The sequence below is a fragment of the Micromonospora sp. A202 genome (genome assembly GCF_006715105.1).
Taxonomy (GTDB): Bacteria; Actinomycetota; Actinomycetes; order Mycobacteriales; family Micromonosporaceae; genus Micromonospora; species Micromonospora zamorensis.
The window spans coordinates 2,544,771-2,563,718 of the sequence record NZ_VFMP01000001.1; the positions used below are offsets into that span (position 1 = coordinate 2,544,771).

17 protein-coding genes are annotated in these 18,948 nt (G+C 71.8%); 6 read left to right on the forward strand and 11 right to left on the reverse strand.

Annotated elements, in window-relative coordinates:
* Window positions 1–3 precede the first annotated feature (3 nt).
* Entirely contained in the window at window positions 4–987 is a 984-nt protein-coding gene (locus FBZ33_RS11745; protein WP_141909053.1) for an ABC transporter substrate-binding protein, read from the reverse strand.
* Window positions 988–1,019: 32 nt separating this feature from the next.
* The gene (locus FBZ33_RS11750) at window positions 1,020–1,853 is read right to left on the reverse strand and encodes an ABC transporter ATP-binding protein (RefSeq protein ID WP_141909054.1); all 834 of its coding nucleotides are present in this window, start codon (window positions 1,851–1,853) and stop codon (window positions 1,020–1,022) included.
* Between the two features lie 112 nt (window positions 1,854–1,965).
* On the opposite strand from FBZ33_RS11750, the gene FBZ33_RS11755 reads away from it, so the two are divergent.
* Together FBZ33_RS11755 and FBZ33_RS11760 are read left to right on the forward strand one after the other, a co-directional pair.
* Window positions 1,966–5,193: a BTAD domain-containing putative transcriptional regulator gene (locus FBZ33_RS11755; RefSeq protein ID WP_141909055.1), complete on the forward strand. Its 3,228-nt coding sequence runs from the start codon at window positions 1,966–1,968 to the stop codon at window positions 5,191–5,193.
* Between the two features lie 92 nt (window positions 5,194–5,285).
* Window positions 5,286–5,930 (forward strand): dihydrofolate reductase family protein, encoded by a 645-nt coding sequence (locus FBZ33_RS11760; RefSeq protein WP_141909056.1) that lies wholly within the window; start codon window positions 5,286–5,288, stop codon window positions 5,928–5,930.
* Between the two features lie 96 nt (window positions 5,931–6,026).
* Here the strand turns inward: FBZ33_RS11760 and FBZ33_RS11765 are convergent, their stop codons facing one another.
* Both FBZ33_RS11765 and FBZ33_RS11770 read right to left on the reverse strand, forming a co-directional pair.
* Window positions 6,027–6,854 (reverse strand): ABC transporter permease, encoded by an 828-nt coding sequence (locus FBZ33_RS11765; RefSeq protein WP_141909057.1) that lies wholly within the window; start codon window positions 6,852–6,854, stop codon window positions 6,027–6,029.
* Complete coding sequence (locus FBZ33_RS11770) at window positions 6,851–7,831, reverse strand: ATP-binding cassette domain-containing protein (RefSeq protein ID WP_141909058.1); 981 nt, start codon at window positions 7,829–7,831, stop codon at window positions 6,851–6,853. Before FBZ33_RS11770 ends, FBZ33_RS11765 begins: the two co-directional genes overlap by 4 nt.
* Window positions 7,832–7,998: 167 nt before the next feature.
* Between FBZ33_RS11770 and FBZ33_RS11775 the strand changes: the two genes are divergently transcribed.
* From FBZ33_RS11775 to FBZ33_RS11790, 4 genes are all read left to right on the forward strand, one after another.
* Window positions 7,999–8,577 (forward strand): DinB family protein, encoded by a 579-nt coding sequence (locus tag FBZ33_RS11775; protein ID WP_141909059.1) that lies wholly within the window; start codon window positions 7,999–8,001, stop codon window positions 8,575–8,577.
* Window positions 8,578–8,609: 32 nt separating this feature from the next.
* Window positions 8,610–9,200, forward strand: a complete 591-nt coding sequence (locus FBZ33_RS11780; RefSeq protein WP_221629457.1) for a dihydrofolate reductase family protein — start codon at window positions 8,610–8,612, stop codon at window positions 9,198–9,200.
* Window positions 9,201–9,457: 257 nt separating this feature from the next.
* Window positions 9,458–10,525, forward strand: coding sequence for a hypothetical protein (locus FBZ33_RS11785; RefSeq protein ID WP_141909061.1), 1,068 nt, complete (start codon window positions 9,458–9,460; stop codon window positions 10,523–10,525).
* A 66-nt stretch (window positions 10,526–10,591) separates the two neighbouring features.
* The gene (locus FBZ33_RS11790) at window positions 10,592–12,967 is read left to right on the forward strand and encodes an acylase (protein WP_255508818.1); all 2,376 of its coding nucleotides are present in this window, start codon (window positions 10,592–10,594) and stop codon (window positions 12,965–12,967) included.
* A 56-nt stretch (window positions 12,968–13,023) separates the two neighbouring features.
* Here the strand turns inward: FBZ33_RS11790 and FBZ33_RS11795 are convergent, their stop codons facing one another.
* Genes FBZ33_RS11795 through FBZ33_RS11825 form a run of 7 tightly spaced genes read right to left on the reverse strand, consistent with a single transcriptional unit; the run spans window position 13,024 to window position 18,932 of the window.
* Window positions 13,024–13,827: a bifunctional 2-polyprenyl-6-hydroxyphenol methylase/3-demethylubiquinol 3-O-methyltransferase UbiG gene (locus FBZ33_RS11795; protein WP_141909063.1), complete on the reverse strand. Its 804-nt coding sequence runs from the start codon at window positions 13,825–13,827 to the stop codon at window positions 13,024–13,026.
* Window positions 13,828–13,834: 7 nt separating this feature from the next.
* Window positions 13,835–14,632, reverse strand: coding sequence for an ABC transporter ATP-binding protein (locus tag FBZ33_RS11800; RefSeq protein WP_141909064.1), 798 nt, complete (start codon window positions 14,630–14,632; stop codon window positions 13,835–13,837).
* Entirely contained in the window at window positions 14,632–15,375 is a 744-nt protein-coding gene (locus FBZ33_RS11805) for an ABC transporter ATP-binding protein (protein WP_141912590.1), read from the reverse strand. Before FBZ33_RS11805 ends, FBZ33_RS11800 begins: the two co-directional genes overlap by 1 nt.
* Window positions 15,372–16,391 (reverse strand): branched-chain amino acid ABC transporter permease, encoded by a 1,020-nt coding sequence (locus FBZ33_RS11810; RefSeq protein WP_141909065.1) that lies wholly within the window; start codon window positions 16,389–16,391, stop codon window positions 15,372–15,374. Before FBZ33_RS11810 ends, FBZ33_RS11805 begins: the two co-directional genes overlap by 4 nt.
* A complete protein-coding gene (locus FBZ33_RS11815; RefSeq protein WP_141909066.1) occupies window positions 16,388–17,284 on the reverse strand; it encodes a branched-chain amino acid ABC transporter permease in 897 nt (298 codons plus the stop codon). Before FBZ33_RS11815 ends, FBZ33_RS11810 begins: the two co-directional genes overlap by 4 nt.
* On the reverse strand, window positions 17,281–18,474 hold the full coding sequence (locus FBZ33_RS11820; RefSeq protein WP_088947794.1) for an ABC transporter substrate-binding protein: 1,194 nt from the start codon (window positions 18,472–18,474) through the stop codon (window positions 17,281–17,283). The genes FBZ33_RS11815 and FBZ33_RS11820 overlap by 4 nt, the downstream gene beginning before the upstream one ends.
* Window positions 18,475–18,527: 53 nt before the next feature.
* Window positions 18,528–18,932, reverse strand: a complete 405-nt coding sequence (locus tag FBZ33_RS11825) for a roadblock/LC7 domain-containing protein (RefSeq protein ID WP_088947795.1) — start codon at window positions 18,930–18,932, stop codon at window positions 18,528–18,530.
* Window positions 18,933–18,948: the final 16 nt, after the last annotated feature.

Below are 18,948 nucleotides of genomic sequence, written 5' to 3' on the forward strand. Positions count from 1 at the left end.
CGCTCACACCGCGTACGTCTTGACGAGTTCGTCGATGTACTGCTTGCCGGACAGCGGGCCGCCGAAGGTCCACATGCCGTTGGGCAGCTTGCGCACGTTGCCCTTCTGGACGAAGGGCAGCGACTTCCAGATGGCGTTGCCGGCGAGACCGTCGGCGAACACGTCGTCGCCGTCGGAGGCGTTGTAGAAGAAGCGCAGGTTCGGGTCCTTGAGGACCGTCATGCCCTCGACGTCGGTCTGGCCGAGGCCCCACGCCTCGTCGACCTTGCCGTTCCAGGCGTTGGCGAGGCCGAGCTGGGTGCCGATTTCGGAGACGAGAGAGCCCTTGCCGAACATCCGGATGCTGACGGTGCTGCCCTCCTTCCAGCCGTCGGCGATGGCGAACGGCCGGCCGGCGGCGCCCGCGTCGGCGATCTTCTTCTTGCCGTCGGCGATGGCCGCGTCGAAGTCGGCGAGCAGCTTCTCCGCTTCGGTGGTCTTGCCGACGGCCTTCGCGATCATGTTGAGGTCCGCGCGCATCCGGCCGAGGTTGTCGGTGGCGTCACTGCCCTTGGCGACCACGACGGGGGCGTACTTCTCCAGTTGGCTGACCATGTTGGCGCCCCGGTCGTCCTCCATCACGATGAGGTCGGGCTGGAGGGCGACGATCGAGTCGACGCTGGGCTCGCCGCGCGTACCGACGTCCTTGACACCCGGGTCGAGCTTCGCGGAGGTGACCCAGGTGCCGTAGCCCTTGGGGTCGGCGACGCCGACGGGCATGACGCCCAGGCTGACCAGCATCTCGACCTCGGCCCACTCGAGCCCGACGACCTTGGTCGCCGGAGTCTTGAGGGTGATCTCCTTGCCGCGGCTGTCGGTGAGGGTGACCGGGCCGCCGGCCGCCGAGGAGGAGGTCTCGGGGGTCGCGGCGTTCTCGGTGGTGCCGCAGGCGCCGAGCGTCAGCGCGGCGACGACGGCGAGGAGGGCGGTGAAACGGGTACGGGTCATGACGGTCTTTCTCTGCTGGGGATGAGGGGTGTTCAGACCAGGGCGCGGATCGCGTGCCGCCCGACCGGGCGGGTGGTGACCAGTCCGGTGATCGGATCGGTGGTCACCTCGATGCGGATCCCGTAGGTCTCGGTGAGGGCGTCCTCGGTGAAGACCGCCGCGGGGGTGCCGGTGGCGCGCACCCGGCCCTGTTGCAGCAGGACCACCTCGTCGGCCACGGCGGCTGCCTGGTTGAGGTCGTGCAGCACGACGCCGACGGCGACGTCGTGGTCGTCCGCGAGGTCACGGACCAGGTCGAGGATCTCCACCTGGTAGCGCAGGTCGAGGAACGTGGTGGGCTCGTCGAGCAGCAGCACCGGGGTGTCCTGGGCCAGGCAGGTGGCCAGCCACACCCGCTGCAACTCGCCGCCGGACAGCTCGTCGACGGGTCGATCGGCCATCGTGGCGACGCCGGTGACGTCCATGGCGCGGGCGATGGCCGCCGGACCGTTCGGATCCTCCGCGCGCCAGCGCCCTCGGTAGGGGTGGCGGCCGTATCCCACGACGTCGTGGACGGTGACCCCGCTGGGCACCGGCCGGCTCTGGGCGAGCAGCGTGACCCGACGGGCGAACTCCCGGGACGGGAGGCTGGCGGCGGTGACGCCGTCGGCGAGGTGGACCGTGCCGGACTGGATCGGGTGCAGGCGGGCCAGGGCCCGCAGCAGGGTGGACTTGCCGCTTCCGTTGGGCCCCACCAGCGCGGTCACGGCACCCGCACGAAGGTTGATCATGGCACCGTGCACCACCGGCACACCGTGGTAGCCCAGACGGAGGTCGACGCCGGACAGGCTGCGCTCCCCGTTGGCCGACGCCAACTCGCTCTGCATTAGGTGAGGCTAACCTAAGGAAATACCCACGTGTCAAGCCGGTCCCGGGGTCGTGGTCCGCAGGGAGAGCGTCGGTGGTCGGGTCCGTGCACGCGTGGGGGATGCTGGTTCCGTGCAGATCACGACCCTCGGCCCACTCGCCGTCGACGGCCGACCGGTCCGGGGTGAACGGCTCGCCGCGGTGATCCGCGCGCTCGTCGACGCGCGTGGACGGGCGGTGTCGACGAGTCTGCTCATGGACGCCGTGTGGGACGGCGCGCCACCCGACGACGCGACCGGCGCCGTCCAGGCGCTCGTGTCCCGGGTACGTCGTCTCGGTCTGCCCGTGGTCGCGGTGCCGGGCGGATACCGGCTGCCCGCCGACGAGATCACCGTCGACGCGGTCGAGGCGCGCGCGATCGTCGACCGGGCGCGCGCCGCGCTCCAGGCGGGCGACGCCGGTGCCGCCCGCAGCACTGCCGATCAGGCGCGAGCCCTGTTCCCCGAGGTCCCCGAACTCGACACCACAGAGGACACCCGCCTGTTCGCGGACGTCGCCGCGCTGCGCGCACAGGCGGCACTCGCCGGCGCGGGCCCGTTCGACGAGGTCGACCTGGGTCGGCTCGTCGCGCGTACACCGCCGGACGAGCCCTCCGCCGCCCTGCTCGTCCGGGTCCTCGCCGCTCAGGGGCGGGAGGCGGAGGCGCTGGAGGTGGTGGAGAGACTCCGGGCCGAACTCGCCGACCGGTACGGCACCGACCCGTCACCCGTGATCACACAGGTCCACCTGGCGCTGCTGCGCGGCGAGTTGACCACCCCGGCCGTCGAGCCCTCGCCCCGGCAGCCGATGCGGATCGCCCTGCCCGCCGCGTGGCGCCGGCCGATGACCGCCCTCGTCGGCAGGGAACGCGACGTCGCGGCCGTGGTGGAAGGGCTCGCCGACGCGCCTCTGGTGACGATCGTGGCAGCCGGCGGCGCGGGCAAGACCCGTCTTGCCGCCGAGGTGACGCGTCGCACGGCGGCGGCCGGGCGGTCGGTACGCGTGATCGAACTGGCCGGCCTGCGCTCGTCCGACGAGGTGCTGCCCACGGTGCTCGCGGCCCTCGGGGGCGCGGACACGTCGGCGACCGGCGGCAACCTGGGCCTGGAGCGGCGCGTGCTCAGCCCCGAGGAACGGCTTCGCGCCGTGGCCCCCGACCTCGACGGGTTGGTCGTGCTGGACAACTGCGAACACGTCCTCGACGCGGTGGCCACCGTCGTCGCGGACCTGGTCGCGGTGACCTCGCCCGAGGTCACAGTGCTCGCGACGAGCCGGGCACCGCTGGGCCTCGCCGGCGAACTGGTCCACCGGCTGACCGCCCTGCCGGACAGCGACGCGCTCGCCCTGATCGAGACTCGGGCGAGGGCCGGTGGCGCGGTGCCCACCTGGGACACGACGCGGGCACTCGCACTGTGCCACCGGCTCGACAACCTGCCGCTGGCGCTCGAACTCGCCGCCGCGCGACTGCGCAGCATGCCGATCGACGACGTCCTCGCCGGTCTGAGCGACCGCTTCGCGCTGCTCGACGACGCCCTGCGCGGCCTGCCGGAGCGGCACGCGAGCCTGTGGGCGATGGTCGACTGGAGCAGGGAGTTGCTCGCCGAGGACGACCGTGACCTGCTCCAGCGTGTCGCGGTCATCCCCGCGCCGTTCACCGCGGACCTCGCCGCGGCGGTCGCCCAGACCCCGGACGTCCGTCGTGGCCTGGCGACACTCGTGGAGCAGTCCCTGTTGACCCTGGTCGAGGGGGACGGTCCACCGCGCTACCGCATGCTCGAAACGGTCCGTGAGTACGGCGAAGCCCGCCTCGACGCGGTGGGTGCACGGGGTCTGGCCATGGACGGCCTGGTCGAGTGGGCGCGGGAGCAGGCGGTCGCGCTCGCCGACCAGTTCATCGGCCCCGGCCAGATCGACGCGCTCACCCGCTGCGCCGACGAGCAGGACAACCTGCTCGCGGGTCTGCGCTGGGCACTCGGGCAGGACGACGAGCCGGCCGTCGTCGAGATCGCCACCGCCCTGTTCCACCTCTGGACGGTTCGTGGACTGCACCTGGAGGTGTCCGGGTGGGCGGCGGGTCTGCTGCACGTCGAGGACCCGCAGCGACGGCTCCGCTCGGCGATCCTGCACGGCCGCCGCAGCGGCAGACCGCTGCCCGACGCCGACCGGATGGCCTGGATGTGCCTGTTGATCGGCGTCAACGCCGGCATCAGCGGCGACCTCCGACTCGCCGTGCTCGTCCGCCGGGCACTTCGGATAGTCCTCGCCGAGCGACCGGACGAGGTGTCGTCCCGGTTGACCGTGCTCGCGTCCGCACTGCCCCTGTTCGACGCCGCCGACCCGGAGGAGAGCATGAAGGGCACCGCCGAGCTGGTCGGGCACCCCGACCCGTACGTGCAGGGGCTCGGCCTGTTCGCCCGCGCCGCGGTCCGGGAGAACGGTGGCATGTACGAGGCGTCGATCGTCGACGCCGAGCAGGCCTACCGTCGTTTCGAGGTGGCCGGTGACCAGTGGGGCATGGCGATGGCGGCGGGTGCCGTCGGGCAGTTCCTGGTGCCGGGCAAGGGTGCGCGGTCCGCCGAGTGGCTGGCGCGCAGCGTCCGCCACATGGAGCTGATCGGTGCCACGCAGGATGCCCGGTCCATCCGGGTGCGGTTGGACGTGCAGCTCGCCCTGGCCGGCGATCCGGACGCCGAGCGGCGACTGGTCGAGACGGCGGCGCCGGGCGAGGCCGAGGCCGTGGACGCCGCGGTGGCGTGTCTCGGGCTGGCCCACGTGGCGTGGCAGCGCGAGCGGTACGACGAGGCCCGGGCGTACGGCGACGGGGTGATCCGCATCCTGGCCGGCTGGACCGGCCCGCCGCCACAGCCCCGCGCCATGCTCCGGGTCGCGGTGGCGGTCCTGTACCTGCGGGTGGCGCAGGTGCGACCGGTGCCGGGAGAGAACGTCGACGCGCGCGTGGCCGCCGCACTGACCCTCGCCAGCGACGAGGCGCTCTCCTCGCGGGACCTGCCGGTCATCGGGGCATGGGCGCAGGGCGGCGCCGAACTCGCCGCGCACCGGGGCGACGTGGCGGCGGCTCGCGAGTTGTTCGCGCTCGCGACGCGCATCGGCGCACACGCCGGGACGTTCTTCCCACCCGGCGACGCCGAACGACTCAACGCCGCCCTCGGGGACGAGGAGCAACGCGAGTCGTTGGTGGCCGTGTGGCGCGGTCGGTCGGTCTCCGCGACCGTCGCCCGGGTCCGCGAGCTGATGGACGACCTGCTCGCCCAAGGGCCTGTGTCAAAGTTGCAGCTGGGCGCGGACCCTGGTCTATCGTGAGCGGGAAGTGCCGGTGCGGCGTCCCGGACCGGTGTGCTGGTGAGCCGCTGGTCCACCTTCCGGCCGGCCGACGAAATCATCGGGAGCAGGGCATGGGCCTCATCCACATCGAGCTGTTCGCCACCCTCGACCTGGTCGGGCAGTCGCCTGGCGGCCCCGAGGAAGACCCGGAGGGGTTCGCGTTCGGCGGTTGGCAGGCGCCCCTGCTCGACGAGGTCGCCGGGGCGCAGGTCGCCGCCGCGTACGAGGGCACGGACGCCCTGCTGCTCGGTCGGCGGACCTACGACATCTTCGCCGCCTACTGGCCGCACCAGGAGGGCGGCGAGGACAACGCCATCGCCAGCCTCTTCAACCGCATCCCCAAGTACGTGGCCTCCCGGGGCGCACCCGACCTCTCCTGGGCCGGCTCCACACAGCTCGGCCCGGATCTGGCGGGCGCGGTGCGCGAGATCCGTGACCGGCACCAGCACATCAAGGTCGTCGGCAGCCTGAACCTGGTGCAGACCCTGCTGCGCGAGCAACTCTTCGACCGACTCGACCTGTGGGTGCACCCGATCGTGCTCGGTGTCGGAAAGAAGGTGTTCGACGGCGGCGCGGTGCCCACCAACCTCACGCTCCTCGAACCGCCGGTCGCGAGTCCGAAGGGCACCGTCCATCTGCGCTACGGGATCGCCGACGGCACACCCCGGACGGGCGACATGTCCGCGCCCGATCGTGGTGTCGGGCGCGACGACTGACTCCGTCCGGGTGTTGCTGCCGTCGGCGGTGAGTCCCAGCCGGGCCAGCATTCGGCCACGGCGTCGGCAGGTCGAGGTGCCGACGCCGTGACCAGGTCAGATCTTCTTGCGGTACGCGCGCAGCGCCAGCGGCATGAACACCGCGACGAAGCCGGCGCACCAGGCGAGCGTCCACCAGACGTGGTTGCCGACCGGCGTGCCGAGGAACAGTCCGCGTACCGACGCCACCAGGTGGGTCATCGGGTTGACGTCCACGAACGCCTGCATCCAGCCCGGCAGCGTGTCGGCGCCGACGAACACGTTCGACGCGAAGCTCAGCGGCATGATCAGCGCGAACATCAGACCCTGTACGGCACCCGGGGTGCGCACCTTCATCGACACGAAGACGGGCAGCCAGCTCAGGCAGAGCGCGAACAGCACCGCGAGCAGACACCCGGCGATCGCCCGGAACGGGTCGGTGTCGATCCGGAAGCCCATCAGGTAGCCGATCGCGAGGGTCGAGACCGTGACGATCACGTACCGGACGACGTCGCCGAGGACCGCGCCGACCAGTGGTGCGGAGCGGGGGATCGGCAGGGACCGGAACCGGTCGAAGATGCCCTTGGCGATGTCGGTGTTGAGGTTGACGCCGATCGCGATGGCACCGGTGGCGATGGTCTGCGCCAGGATGCCGGGCAGCAGGAACTGCAGGTAGTCGTGGGTCGATCCGGCGACCGCGCCGCCGAAGATGTACACGAAGATGATGAGGAACAGCACCGGTTGCAGCGTGACGTCGATGAGCGCCTCGGGCGTGCGCCAGGTCTTGATGAGGCTGCGTTTGGCCAGCGCCAACGAGTGCCGGACCAGCCGGAACGGGCGGGGGTTCGGGGTCGTTGTCGAGAGCGCGCGGCTTCTCGTGGGCGCCGTGTCGATCAGAGTGCTCATGCCGCGACCTCCGTGGGGCGGGTGGTGTCGTCAACGGATGCCGTACGCCCGGTGAGGGTGAAGAACACCTCGTCGAGGCTCGGCAGGTGCAGGGAGAGTTCGGTGACCGCGATGCCGGCGGCGGCGAAGCGCGTGACGCTCTCGGTCAGGGCCGCGTCGTCGGTGACCGGCACCGCGAGCACACCCTTGCGGATCTCGTCGGCCTGCGCGCCGGAGCCGACCTGGGTCAGGATCGCCGCGGTGCGGGCCAGTTGCGCCGAGTCGGACGGCCGGACCTCAAGGGTCTGCCCGCCGACCACCCGCTTGAGCCCTTCGGGGGTGTCGTGCGCGATGACCCGGCCGTGGTCGATCACCGTGATCGCATCGGCGAGCGCGTCGGCCTCCTCCAGGTACTGGGTCGTGAGCAGCACCGTCGAGCCGTTGCCGACCAGTGAGCGGACCACGTCCCACATGTCCTCGCGCTTGGCCGGGTCGAGCCCGGTCGTCGGCTCGTCCAGGAAGATCACGTCGGGAGAGCCGACCAGGCTGGCGGCCAGGTCCAGCCGCCTTCGCATGCCACCGGAGTAGGTCTTGGCCTGCCGGTTCGCGGCGTCGGTCAGGTCGAACCAGTCGAGCAGTTCGGCGGCCCGCCGCCGGGCACCGTTGCGACCCAGTTCCAGCAGGGTGCCGAACAGTTCCAGGTTCTGCCGTCCGGTCAGGTCCTCGTCGACCGAGGCGTACTGGCCGGTGAGGCCGATGCTCTGCCGAACGCGCTCGGCGTCCCGTACCACGTCGAAACCGCCGATTCGGGCGGTCCCGCCGTCCGGGGTCAGCAGGGTGGAGAGGATGCGCACGGCGGTGGTCTTGCCGGCGCCGTTGGGGCCGAGCACCCCGAGCACCGTCCCGCGGGGAACGGTGAGGTCCACGCCCTGCAGGGCCCTCGTCTTCCCGAAGTTCTTCACGAGGCCCTCGGCCTCGATCACCAGGTCAGCTGTCATGCGTGCAGCCTGCGCGGGTCGGCTGACACCGCCCTGACAAGCCACCGACACCGGCTGACACGGGCGCTGCGAGCGGTCACGGCGAGGGCGGTGCTACGGCGCAGACTGGCCGGCGACGGCGTTCGCGAGGGGCGTAGCCAGGTCTCCGTTGTGTGTAGGTTGCGGAAGTGACAAGAAGCGAGCGAATCGCGGACCAGCTGGACCGGCACTGGCAGAAGAACCTGCGGCCGCGGCTGCACGGCCTTGCCGATGAGGAGTATTTCTGGGAGCCGGTGCGTGGCTGCTGGAGCATCCGTCCACGTGGCACGTCGGCCACACCGATGTCGGCAGGTTCGGGGAAATGGGCGATGGACTCCGCGTCCCCTGACCCGGTGCCGGCGCCGGTGACCACGATTGCCTGGCGGCTGGCGCACGTCATCGTCTCCTGCCTTGGTTATCGGGTCGGATTTCACTTCGGCGGCCAGGATGTCGACTCCCGGACATTCGCCTACGCGGGGACCGCTGACGAGGCGCTGAAACAGCTCGATGAGATGTACGGGAGATGGAACGCGGGGGTCCGCGAGCTCTCGGACGCTGACCTGGAGAACCCGCCCACCGCGGGTCCCGAACGGTTTCCCATGGAGGGCATCGTCCTGCACGTCAACAGGGAGCTGATCCATCACGGCGCCGAGATTTCCCTGCTGCGTGACCTCTACCGCTGGCAGGACGGCGTGGTCGGTTCCAAGATGGCGCAGCTTCAACGTTGAGGGGGGCACCGATGGGCAGCACGGTGTTGAGCATGAGCGTGTCGTTGGACGGCTTCGCCGCCGGCCCGGACGTCACCGCCGGACAACCGATGGGCAGAGGCGGCGAGCGGCTGCACGAGTGGCTGTTCCAGGCCGACGGCGATCGCGCTGTTGCGGCTGACGGCGTCACCCCGGTCGGGGTCGACGCCGCGCAGGTACGAGAGCGTCATGCCACGACCGGCGCCGTGGTGATCGGCAAACGGACGTTCGATGTCGGTGTGGACCTGTGGCAGGACACTCCGTTTCCGGTGCCGTGCTTCGTGGTCACGCACGAGTCGCGCGATCCGTTGCGGATGAGGAGCGACGTCTTCACGTTCGTGAACGACGGCCTCCACAGCACGCTGCGCCAGGCGCGACAGGCAGCAGGCGACCGGAACGTCCTCATCATGGGCGGGCCCACCACAGGACAACAGTTCGTCAGGGCCGGGCTGGTGGACGAGATCCACGTGCAACTCGTACCGGTGTTCCTCGGCACCGGCACCCGCCTGTTCGACCACCTCGGCACCGACCACATCGAACTCGAACGCACTGCGGTGATCGAATCACCGCACGTCACGCACCTGCGCTTCCACGTCCCGAGGTGACCGCTCGGCGTCGGCCGGCTCGCGGTGCGGACTCGACTTCCGCCGTGCAGGCCGGCCAGTGCTTGCGCTGCCGCACCGGCGGTCGAAGTCGCGATATGCTGGCGGCGGCAGAGCGCCTGCCCGCGCCCGATGTGGTGGCCCACGCCCGACCGCATGCTGGGGCCAAGAGTCTCCGACTCCGCGCCGCTGTGTCGACTCCCGGCGTGCCGGTCACGCCGCCTGCTCGGTGGAGTGCGTGGGGCTGCACCGGAGGCGTCATGTCTGATCACCAACCACGGCGGACCCCCACCCCGGGACGTGCTCGCAAGCGCGCCATCCGGGAGCACGCCGCCCAGGCCGGTGTCGCCTACTCGGTGGCTGCACGCGACCTTGAGTCGGTGGGGCTGCGACCCGGCGAAACCCTCGCCACGTACGGGCGGACGATCCATCCGATCGGGTTCGATCCGCATCGCCAACTGCTCGTCGAACGCCGTGAGCGGCGGTCGTTCGAGGAACGGGTGTCCGACACCAGGCGGGCCGCGGTCCTGCCTCATGGCCGCGCGCAGCACCTCGCCGAGCGGTTCCCGCCCAGCCGTGGCCGTACCGGCAGCGGGGTGGGCGCGCTCTATCACGGCGAGGGCCGGGTGGAACTGCTCGCGATGGTGTACGTGGTGATCGCGGCCGAGTCCCCCGGGCTGCTGCCCGAGGTGGGGGATCTCGTCTGGATCGCGGAGCTGGGCGAGGACACCGCGCTCGACACAGCCTGCGCCGAGGTCGACCGCGAGGCCCGCCGGGTGCTCGGTCGGGAGCCCCTGGCGCTCTGGTCGGTCATCGAGGCGGCGCTGGCCGTCGCCGAGCACACCGCGGACTGGCAGATCCGCCAGGAAGCGATCCGGCAGGCCGCGCTCCTCCGCACGATGATGACGCCGCGGATCGGGTACGCGGGCGAGCCGTACGTGCCGGGGCTGCCCGTCGCCGGCGTCCGGCAGATCCTCGACGCGCTGCTCATCGTCGCCGACGACGGGCACGCGCCGGGCACCCGGGTACGCCTGCGCAGGCATCCGGACGACGTGGGGTTGGCCACGATCATCGAGGCCACGTGGGGGTCGTCGGGTCCGCCGGTGGGCTATCTCGTGTGGCCCGACGCGGCGACGGCGCCGCAGTCGGCCCGCGCCGACGACCTGATCGTCCTGGCCGACCAGGAGTCGATTCCTCGGTGGACGAGGGCCCGGCTGAGTCGGCTAGCTGAGGCGGCCGAGCCCGTGCGACCTCGCGGTGGACGGCCGCTGGCCGCAGCTCGGCGCGCGGTCGGCGCGCCGGGGGTGTACGAGGTGGCACGGCAGTGACGAGAATGGCGACCAACGTGAATGTCCCTCGGGCAGCGGCGCCCGGGGGCGACGGGGGGAGAACCGGTGACAGCATCAACACGCCTCGGCGCGGCGGGGGTGGTCCTGGGCCTGGTCCTGGTGGGCCTGAGCGGGCCCCCGGCCGGCGCGCACCAGCGCGACCGGGGCTACTCGGCCGAGATCCGACGCGCGTCGTACGGCGTCCCGCACATCACCGCCACGAGCTACGCCAACCTCGGCTTCGGGGTCGGGTACGTTCAGGCGGAGGACAACCTGTGCGTCATCGCGGAGAAGGCGGTGACGGTCAGCGGCGAGCGCTCCCGTTACTTCGGCGCGACCGGCCCGACCGACGCGAACGTGCGCAGCGACCTGTTCTTCCGCAAGGCCGTCGAGGATCGGACGGTGGAGCGGCTGCTCGACGGTCGCCGCGACGGCGTGCACTCCCCTTCCAACGACGTCCGTGATCAGATTCGCGGCTTCGTCGCCGGCTACAACTCCTACCTGCGCCGCACCGGCGCGGCGAGGCTCACCGACCCGGCATGCCGGGCCAAGCCGTGGGTTCGCCCGCTGACCGAGCTGGACATCTGGCGTACCACCTGGGACAGCATGATCCGGGCTGGCTCAGGGGCGCTGCTCGACGGGATCGTCGCCGCAGCCCCGCCCACCGCCACCGGCCCGGCGGCCGTCCAGGACGCGACCGGTGCGGCCGCCGTGCTCGCGTCGGTCGACGGCGCACCAGCCGGGGTGGGCAGCAACGCGTACGGGCTGGGCGAGGCGGCGACCGCCAACCGGGGCGGCATGGTGCTGGCCAACCCGCACTTCCCGTGGGAGGGCGCGGAACGCTTCTACCGCATGCACCTCAAGGTGCCCGGCCGCTACGACGTCGAGGGCGCTGCGCTGATCGGCGACCCGATCATCGAGATCGGGCACAACCGCACTCTCGCCTGGAGCCACACCGTCTCCACCGCTCGCCGGTTCGTCTGGCACCGCCTCGCGCTGGTCCCCGGCGACCCCACCTCCTACTACGTGGACGGTCAACCACGGAAGATGACCACCCGCACCGTCACGGTGCGGGTGCCCGGCCCGAACGGCGGCACGGTGCCGGTCAGCCGGACATTCCACGACACCCACTTCGGGCCGGTCGTGGTGGTGCCCGGCAGCTTCGACTGGACCGCCAGCACCGCGTACGCCATCACCGACATCAACGCGAGCAACAACCGGGCCTTCGACGGCTGGCTGCAGATGGGCCGCGCCGAGACGGTCCGGGACCTCAAGCGCGTACTCGACCGTTACCAGTTCCTGCCCTGGGTCAACGTGATCGCCGCCGACGCCAGGGGCGAGGCGCTCTACGCCGACCACTCGGTCGTGCCCCGGGTGACCGACGCCCTCGCCGCCGCCTGCATTCCGGCACCGTTCCAGCCGCTCTACGCCAGCAGCGGCCAGGCTGTCCTGGACGGCTCCCGGTCGGCGTGCGCGCTCGGCGCCGACCCGGACGCCGTCGTGCCCGGCATCCTCGGCCCCGCGAACCTGCCCGTCCGCTTCAGCACCGACTACGTCACCAACTCCAACGACAGCTTCTGGCTCGCCAACCCCGAGGCCCCGTTGGAGGGCTACGCGCGGATCATCGGCGACGAACGCACCCCCCGCAGCCTGCGTACCCGTCTCGGCCTCGACCAGGTGCAGCAGCGCCTCGACGGCACCGACGGGCTACCCGGCCGCGGGTTCACCACCGACCGTCTGTGGCGGACCGTCTTCGGCAACCGGGTGTACGGCGGCGAACTGGTCCGCGACGACCTGGTGGCGCTCTGCACCGCCCAGCCGACCGGGACCGCCTCGAACGGCGCGACGGTCGACCTGCGTGCCGCCTGCACGACACTGGCCCGCTGGGATCTGCACGCCGACCTGGACAGCCGCGGCGCACACCTGTTCACCGAGTTCGCCCTGGCCAACGGGCTGCGCTTCGCGGAGCCCTTCGCCGTCAGCGACCCGGTGCACACGCCACGCCGGCTCGACACCGCCAACCCGGGCGTACGTACCGCGCTCGCCGACGCCGTACAGCGGCTCGCTGGCATCCCGCTCGACGCGCGCCTCGGCGACGTCCAGACCGAGCAGCGCGGCGACCGGCGTATTCCGATTCACGGCGGGCGCGCCGAGGCCGGCATCTTCAACATGATCGTCAACAACCGCGTGCCCGGCGTCGGCTACCCGAAGGTGGTGCACGGCTCGTCGTTCGTGATGGCCGTGGAGCTGGGCCCGCACGGGCCGTCCGGGCGCCAGATCCTCACCTACTCCCAGTCGACCAACCCGAACTCACCCTGGTACGGCGACCAGACCGCGCTCTACTCGGGCAAGGGCTGGGACACGATCAAGTACACCGAGGCGCAGATCAAGGCGGACCCGAACCTGCGCACCTACCGGGTGGTGGAGGGCCGCCACCACTGACCCGCGAGCACGCGGCGGCCGGGCTCCCTGGCGGGGAGCCCGGCCGGTGCGGTTGCTCATTTCGGCAGGCGACCCCGCGTGGAGACGAAGTGGTACGACATGACGGCGAACCCGGGATCGCGGACCAGCCGCCGGAAGGCGTTCAGTTGGTTCGGTGACAACCCGGCGGCAAGCAGGTCCGGTTCCAACTGGCGGGAGTTCGTCTCGTAGAGCGACGCTCCGGTCGAGCCGCCAGCCCAGCTCTGCGAGTGGGTGATGGTGTCCAGGTCGGTCAGACCGGCGAGGGCCATCTCGGTGTGCACGTCCTGCGCCCACCCGAGGTCGGCGCCGTGGTCCGCCAGGACACCCATCATGGCGTCCATGACCTGCGCGAAGAGCTTCGCGGCGTCGTCGGTCGGTGCGGTCAGCACCCGCAGCGGCGCGGTGCAGTCGAACTCCTCGACCACCAGCCACCCGCCGGGAGCCAGCGCGCCGGTGAGCGTACGCAGGACCCGTCGCCGGTCGGGGAGGTGCAGCAGCACCAGCCGGGCGTGGATCAGGTCGAACGCGTCCCCGGGTGGCGGTTCGGTGCGCACGTCGTGCCGGAGTACGTGCAGGTTGCCCTCCGCCGCGAGGTGCGTGGGGTCGATGTCGGTGGCCAGCACGTGACCGTCGTCGCCGACCGCGCGGGCGATCCGCCGGGCCATCGAGCCGCCGCCCGCCCCCACTTCCCAGCAGGTCGCTCCCGGTCGCAGCACCGGTTGGGCCAGTCGACGCGTCGTGATCGGGTCCAGGAAGGACTCCAGCGCCTGCATCTGGGGAACGGCGTCCGGTTGGCCGTTGTCGAACGTGTACGTGCCATCGCTGGTAGCGGTTGCCATCGGGTGTCTACCTCTCCGAGGGGTCGGGTGACGTGGGGGTGTCGGCCCACAGCCGAGGGGCCGGTCGGTTGGGCGGCGGCGGCGGTGGGGCGGCGGCGACGCTCAACATCGCCGCCAGTGGGGCCGGGTCGACGCGCGCCTCGGCCGTCGGACGGTCGTAGACCACCCGGCCGTACTCCAGCACCGCCACCCGGTCCGCGACGTCGATCGCGTGCTGGAGCTGTTGTTCCACGAGCAGCACGGTCAGGCCGTCGGCGGCGAGGCCGTTGACCAGCTCACGCACCCGCGCCGCCAGATCAGGTGAGAGGCCCTCACACGGCTCGTCGAGCAGCAGCACCCGTGGTTGGCCGAGGAGCGCCCGCGCTATCGCCAGCATCTGCTGCTCGCCGCCGGAGAGTTCGCAGCCGCGGTGTCGCAGCCGCGCCGCCAACCTCGGCAGCAGTTCGAGGGTCCGGGCCACCGTCCAGCCCTCGCCACCGGAGACGGGTGCCCGCCATGGCGCGGCCGCCAGGTGCAGGTGCTCGGCCACGGTCAACCGGGAGAAGACCCGCCGGCCCTGCGGGACGAGACCGACACCGGACTGGGCGATGCGATGCGGTTGCCGACCGGCCACGTGCACACCGCCGATCTCGATGCGACCACTGGAGGCTCGCACCAAACCGGCGATCGTGTGCACGAGCGTGCTCTTCCCCGCGCCGTTGCGACCCACCACGGCCTGGATGCTGCCCGGGCGGACCCGCAGGCTGACCTCGTGCAGCACGATCCCTCCGGCGTAGCCGGCGCACAGGCGATCCACCGACAGCATCACGCCACCCCGTCGGCGTACGCCTGCCGCACCAGCGGCGAGGTGCGGATCTCGTCCGGCGTGCCGGCGGCCAACGTCCGACCGTCGCGTAGGACGGTGACGGTGTCGGAGAGCGCGTACACCAGGTCCAGTCGATGTTCGACAAGCAACACGGCGACCGCCCTGGGCAGCGCCTGGAGCAACTCGACGAGCCGGCCGACCTCGACGGCGGACAGCCCGGCCGCCGGTTCGTCGAGGAGCAGCAGGCGAGGGCGACCGGCAAGGGCCATGGCGATCTCCAACTGGCGTCGTTGGCCGTGTGCGAGGTGCCCGGCCGGCACCGTCGCGAGTTCGGCGAGGCCCATCTGATCCAGCAGCGGGCCCGCCCGGTGTTGCGCGATGCGCCGACGTCCACCCGGCCACCACCTGCGGTGGGGTGTGAGCCGGGGCAGCGCGGCGACCACCACGTTCTCCATCGCGGTGAGTGTCGGAAAGACCGCGGGTCGCTGGTGGATGCGGTTGATACCTCGTCGGGCCCGGGCCGCCGGGCCGAGCCGACCGAGGTCGCGTCCATTGAAGATCACCCTGCCGCGCTGGGGCTTCGTGGACCCGCCGATCACGTTGAGCAGTGTCGTCTTGCCGGCTCCGTTGGGGCCGATCAGCGCGTGCCGCTGACCGTCGTGGATGCACAGGTCCACGCCGGCCAGCGCGGCCAGCGAGCCGTACCGCACGCTGACCTCCTCGACGTTCAGCAGACCGGTCATCGGTGCAGCTCCGGGACTGTGGCCTGGTCACGGGCGGGTGGCGCGTCCGGCTGATTCGCCGGCGCGCTCGGCAGACGCCACCGGCCCCGTGCCCGGTGCGTGCCGGTGGGCAGCAGGTAGACCGTCGCGACGAACAGCGCGCCCAGCACCAGCGGCGCGTGGCCGGGCAGCACCCCGAACAACCAGTCCCGTACGGCGATGACCAGCGCCGCTCCCACCAGGGCGCCGCCGACCGAGGCGGTGCCACCGATGACGACACCGAGCAGCAGCAGCGCGGAGGTGTCGAAGCCGAAATCGGCGGGGGAGATGTACTGCTGGGCGACGACCAGGAGCGAGCCGGCCGCACCGGCTATCGCCCCGGCGGCCATGTGCGCGCCGGACAGGTACAGCGACACCCGGTGACCGCTGGCCCGTAGCCGCGTCTCGTCGTCCCGGCCGGCCCGCAGCAGCAGCCCCGCCCGGGTACGCAGCAGCAACAGCACCGCGCCGACCAGCACGGTCACGACGACCAGGGCGTACAGGTAACGGGCCTGGTCGCTGGCCAGGACCGGAAGCCCCCAGAACGGGCGGACCGCGGCGATGCCGGCCAACCCGTCCGTGCCACCCGTCACCGACCGCCAGCGGCCGAGGACGGTGACGGCGAGTTCACCGATGGCCAACGTGATCATCAGGACAATCACCCCTCGGGCGTGGACGACGAGCGGCACGGTGAGCGCGGCCAGCACCGCCCCGGCGGCCGCCGCGACGGCGAGCTGCACGACGCCGACATCGGAGATCCGGCTGCCGACCACCGCGCAGGCGTAGGCGCCCGCCGCGTACGGTGCGGTCTGGCCGAGGGTGGGCATGCCGGCGACGCCGGTGAGCAGGGCGACGCTCACCCCGACCAGGGCCAGCGCCAGCGTCCGGGCGAGGATCGCCGTGGTGTAGTCGTCCACCACCCACGGCGCCACAACCAGGCCGGCCAGGGCGAGGGCCGCCACGACGCCCCGCGCGCGCCGGATCGCCTCGTCCCTCATGCCGCCCTCCACCTGCTGGCCAGGCCACGCGCCCGCACGGCCAGCACCGCCGCCATGGCGGCGAACAGCAGGAACGGTGCGGCGGACGGCAGCAGCGCCACTCCCAGCGTCTGGATCTCGCCGATAGCGAGAGCGGCCAGCAGGGTGCCGCCCATCGACCCGAGGCCGCCGAGGACGACGACCACCAGGGACAGCAGCAGCACGGTGTCGGCGGTGTCCGTGCCGGGGCCGATGATCGGCGCGCCCAGCACGCCGGCCGCACCGGCCAGCGCGCCGGCGGCGGCGAGCACGCCGGCGCGGATCCGCGCGGGACTCACGCCCAGACAGGCGACCATCTCGGGGTCGTCGACGGCCGCCCGGACCAGCATGCCGGCCCTGGTGCGTCGCATGACGAGGTAGAGCGCGGCGGCGATCACCGCGGCGACGACGATGAACACCAGCCGGTACGCCGCGTAGCGGTGACCGGCGACCACCACCGACCCCTCCAGGGCCGCGGGCACCAGGACCTGCGGATCGTCGGGACCGAAGCCGGCGACGAGCAGGCTGCCGCCTGCCAGCGCCACACCGAACGTCAGCAGCGCCTGGCTCAGATGGTTACCGGCGGCGACCGGTGCGAGCAGGCCGGCCAGGAGCACACCCGCCGCGGCGGCGGCCAGCACACCGACCGCCAGCGCCAGTGCCAGACTCGCCCAGCCGCCGTCGAGCAGCGCCGCGGCGGTGTAGCCGCCGATCGCGTAGAGCATGCCGTGCGCCAGGTTGAGAATGTTGGCGACGCCGAAACAGAAGACCAGGCCCGACGCGGCGACGAACACGAGCAGCCCGTAGGCGACCCCGTCCAGCGCTGGTATCAGGTACGGATCGATCCGGTTGGTGCCGGCCGCCGCCACCATCATCGGCCGACGGTCGCGAGGTCACCCACGACGGTGTTGGACAGCGCCCGCCCGTCCTGGCGGACCTGCCGCAGATACCACTTCTGCACGGGGGAGTGCGTGGTGGTGGAGAACTGCCAGGTGCCACGCGGGCTGGCGATCTGGCCGAGCTGGCCGATGGCCGTGTTGATGGCCTCCGGAGTCGGGTCGCTTCCGGCGGCGCCGATCGCCCGGTCCAGCACCGCCGCCGCGTCGTACGAGGCGAGCGCGTAGGTCGTCGGTGAACCGTCGTGCTTGGCCTTCCACGCCGCCACGAAGGCGCGGTTCTCCGCGTTGTCGAGGTCCGGCGAGTAGTTCAGCACGGAGAAGATGTCCCGGGCTGCCTCGCCCTGCGCGTTGAGCACGCCACCCTCGGTGAGGAACCCGGCCGCGTACAGCGGGACGTCCTTGATCTCGGACTGCGCGTACTGCTTGACGAAGTCGACAGCGGCGCTGCCGGCGTAGAACGTGTAGACGGCTGCCGCGCCGGAGGCCTTGATCCGGGCGAAGTACGGGGTGAAGTTGGTGGTGGCCGGGAACGGGGTGAAGGTCGTCTTGCCGTCGGAGTTCGCGAGCTTCCCACCGATCTTCCCGAACGCGTCGGTGAACCCCCGCAGCTCGTCCCAGCCGCCCTGGTAGTCCGGGCCGATCGCGTAGACGGAGCCCTTCACGTTGTCGCGGACGTGTTGGGCGATCGCGGCCCCGGGCTCGTCGGAGAGGTACGAGGTGTGCCAGACCCGGGAGACGTCCTTGAGTTCCGGTCGCCCGTTGGATCCGACGAGCGGCACCTTCGTCTCGTCGAGCAGGGGTGTGACCCCGGCGACGGAGCCACCACCGACGATGCCGGTGAGCGCGGACACCCGGTCCTGCTTGAGCAGTTTGGTCGCCGCCGGCACCGCGGTCTGGGCGCCGTTGCCCTCGTCGGCGATGACGAGGTCGACCTGTCGACCGCCGAGTTTGCCGTCGTGGGTGTCCAGGTAGAGCTGGAAGCCGTCGCGGATCTCCGTGCCGACCGCCTGGTACGTCCCGGACAACGAGGCGAGCAGGCCGATCTTTATCGAGCCGCTGGCGCTGGTGCCCGGCGCGTCGTTGCCGCAGGCCGTGCTGGTGGTCAGCACGGCCGCGAGCAGCGCGGCGGTGAGGGCACGGCTGCGCCAAGGCGTGGTGAGAGGCATGTCTGACTCCAGAGGAAGGGGAAGGGGTCTCCGGCGTGGGGGCGCCGGGGTGGTCAGCGGCTGCGGGCGAGTGCCGCTCGGGCCGCGGGGGTCAGGGCGTCCCCGATGCGGTTGGCCAGCTCGGTCATCTCGTAGGAGACCTTGCCCACGTCGCACTCGGGTGCGGCGAGCACCAGCAGCGAGGCACCGTCGTTGAAGGCCATCGAGAACATGAAGCCGCCCTCGAGCTGCGTGACGTTGGAGATCACCGCGCCGGCGTCGAAGAAGGCCGCCGCGCCCCGTAGCAGGCTGACGAGCCCGCTACCCGTCGCGGCCAACTGGTCTGCCCGGTCCGGCGGCAGGTCGCGGGTGGCGGCCACCATCAGACCGTCGCTGGAGATGGCGATCGCGTGGCTGACCTCGGTCGCCCGCGCGGCGAAGGTGTCCAGCAGCCAGCCGAGATCCTGTTGGTCGGTCACGTGCTCTCCTGTCGCG

Coding starts and splice junctions, on each gene's coding strand:
- FBZ33_RS11745 (WP_141909053.1), bottom strand. CDS start 987: ATGACCCGTACCCGTTTCACCGCCCTCCTCGCCGTCGTCGCCGCGCTG.
- FBZ33_RS11750 (WP_141909054.1), bottom strand. CDS start 1,853: ATGCAGAGCGAGTTGGCGTCGGCCAACGGGGAGCGCAGCCTGTCCGGC.
- FBZ33_RS11760 (WP_141909056.1), top strand. CDS start 5,286: ATGGGCCTCATCCACATCGAGCTGTTCGCCACCCTCGACCTGGTCGGG.
- FBZ33_RS11765 (WP_141909057.1), bottom strand. CDS start 6,854: ATGAGCACTCTGATCGACACGGCGCCCACGAGAAGCCGCGCGCTCTCG.
- FBZ33_RS11770 (WP_141909058.1), bottom strand. CDS start 7,831: ATGACAGCTGACCTGGTGATCGAGGCCGAGGGCCTCGTGAAGAACTTC.
- FBZ33_RS11780 (WP_221629457.1), top strand. CDS start 8,610: ATGAGCGTGTCGTTGGACGGCTTCGCCGCCGGCCCGGACGTCACCGCC.
- FBZ33_RS11785 (WP_141909061.1), top strand. CDS start 9,458: ATGTCTGATCACCAACCACGGCGGACCCCCACCCCGGGACGTGCTCGC.
- FBZ33_RS11795 (WP_141909063.1), bottom strand. CDS start 13,827: ATGGCAACCGCTACCAGCGATGGCACGTACACGTTCGACAACGGCCAA.
- FBZ33_RS11800 (WP_141909064.1), bottom strand. CDS start 14,632: ATGCTGTCGGTGGATCGCCTGTGCGCCGGCTACGCCGGAGGGATCGTG.
- FBZ33_RS11805 (WP_141912590.1), bottom strand. CDS start 15,375: ATGACCGGTCTGCTGAACGTCGAGGAGGTCAGCGTGCGGTACGGCTCG.
- FBZ33_RS11810 (WP_141909065.1), bottom strand. CDS start 16,391: ATGAGGGACGAGGCGATCCGGCGCGCGCGGGGCGTCGTGGCGGCCCTC.
- FBZ33_RS11815 (WP_141909066.1), bottom strand. CDS start 17,284: ATGATGGTGGCGGCGGCCGGCACCAACCGGATCGATCCGTACCTGATA.
- FBZ33_RS11820 (WP_088947794.1), bottom strand. CDS start 18,474: ATGCCTCTCACCACGCCTTGGCGCAGCCGTGCCCTCACCGCCGCGCTG.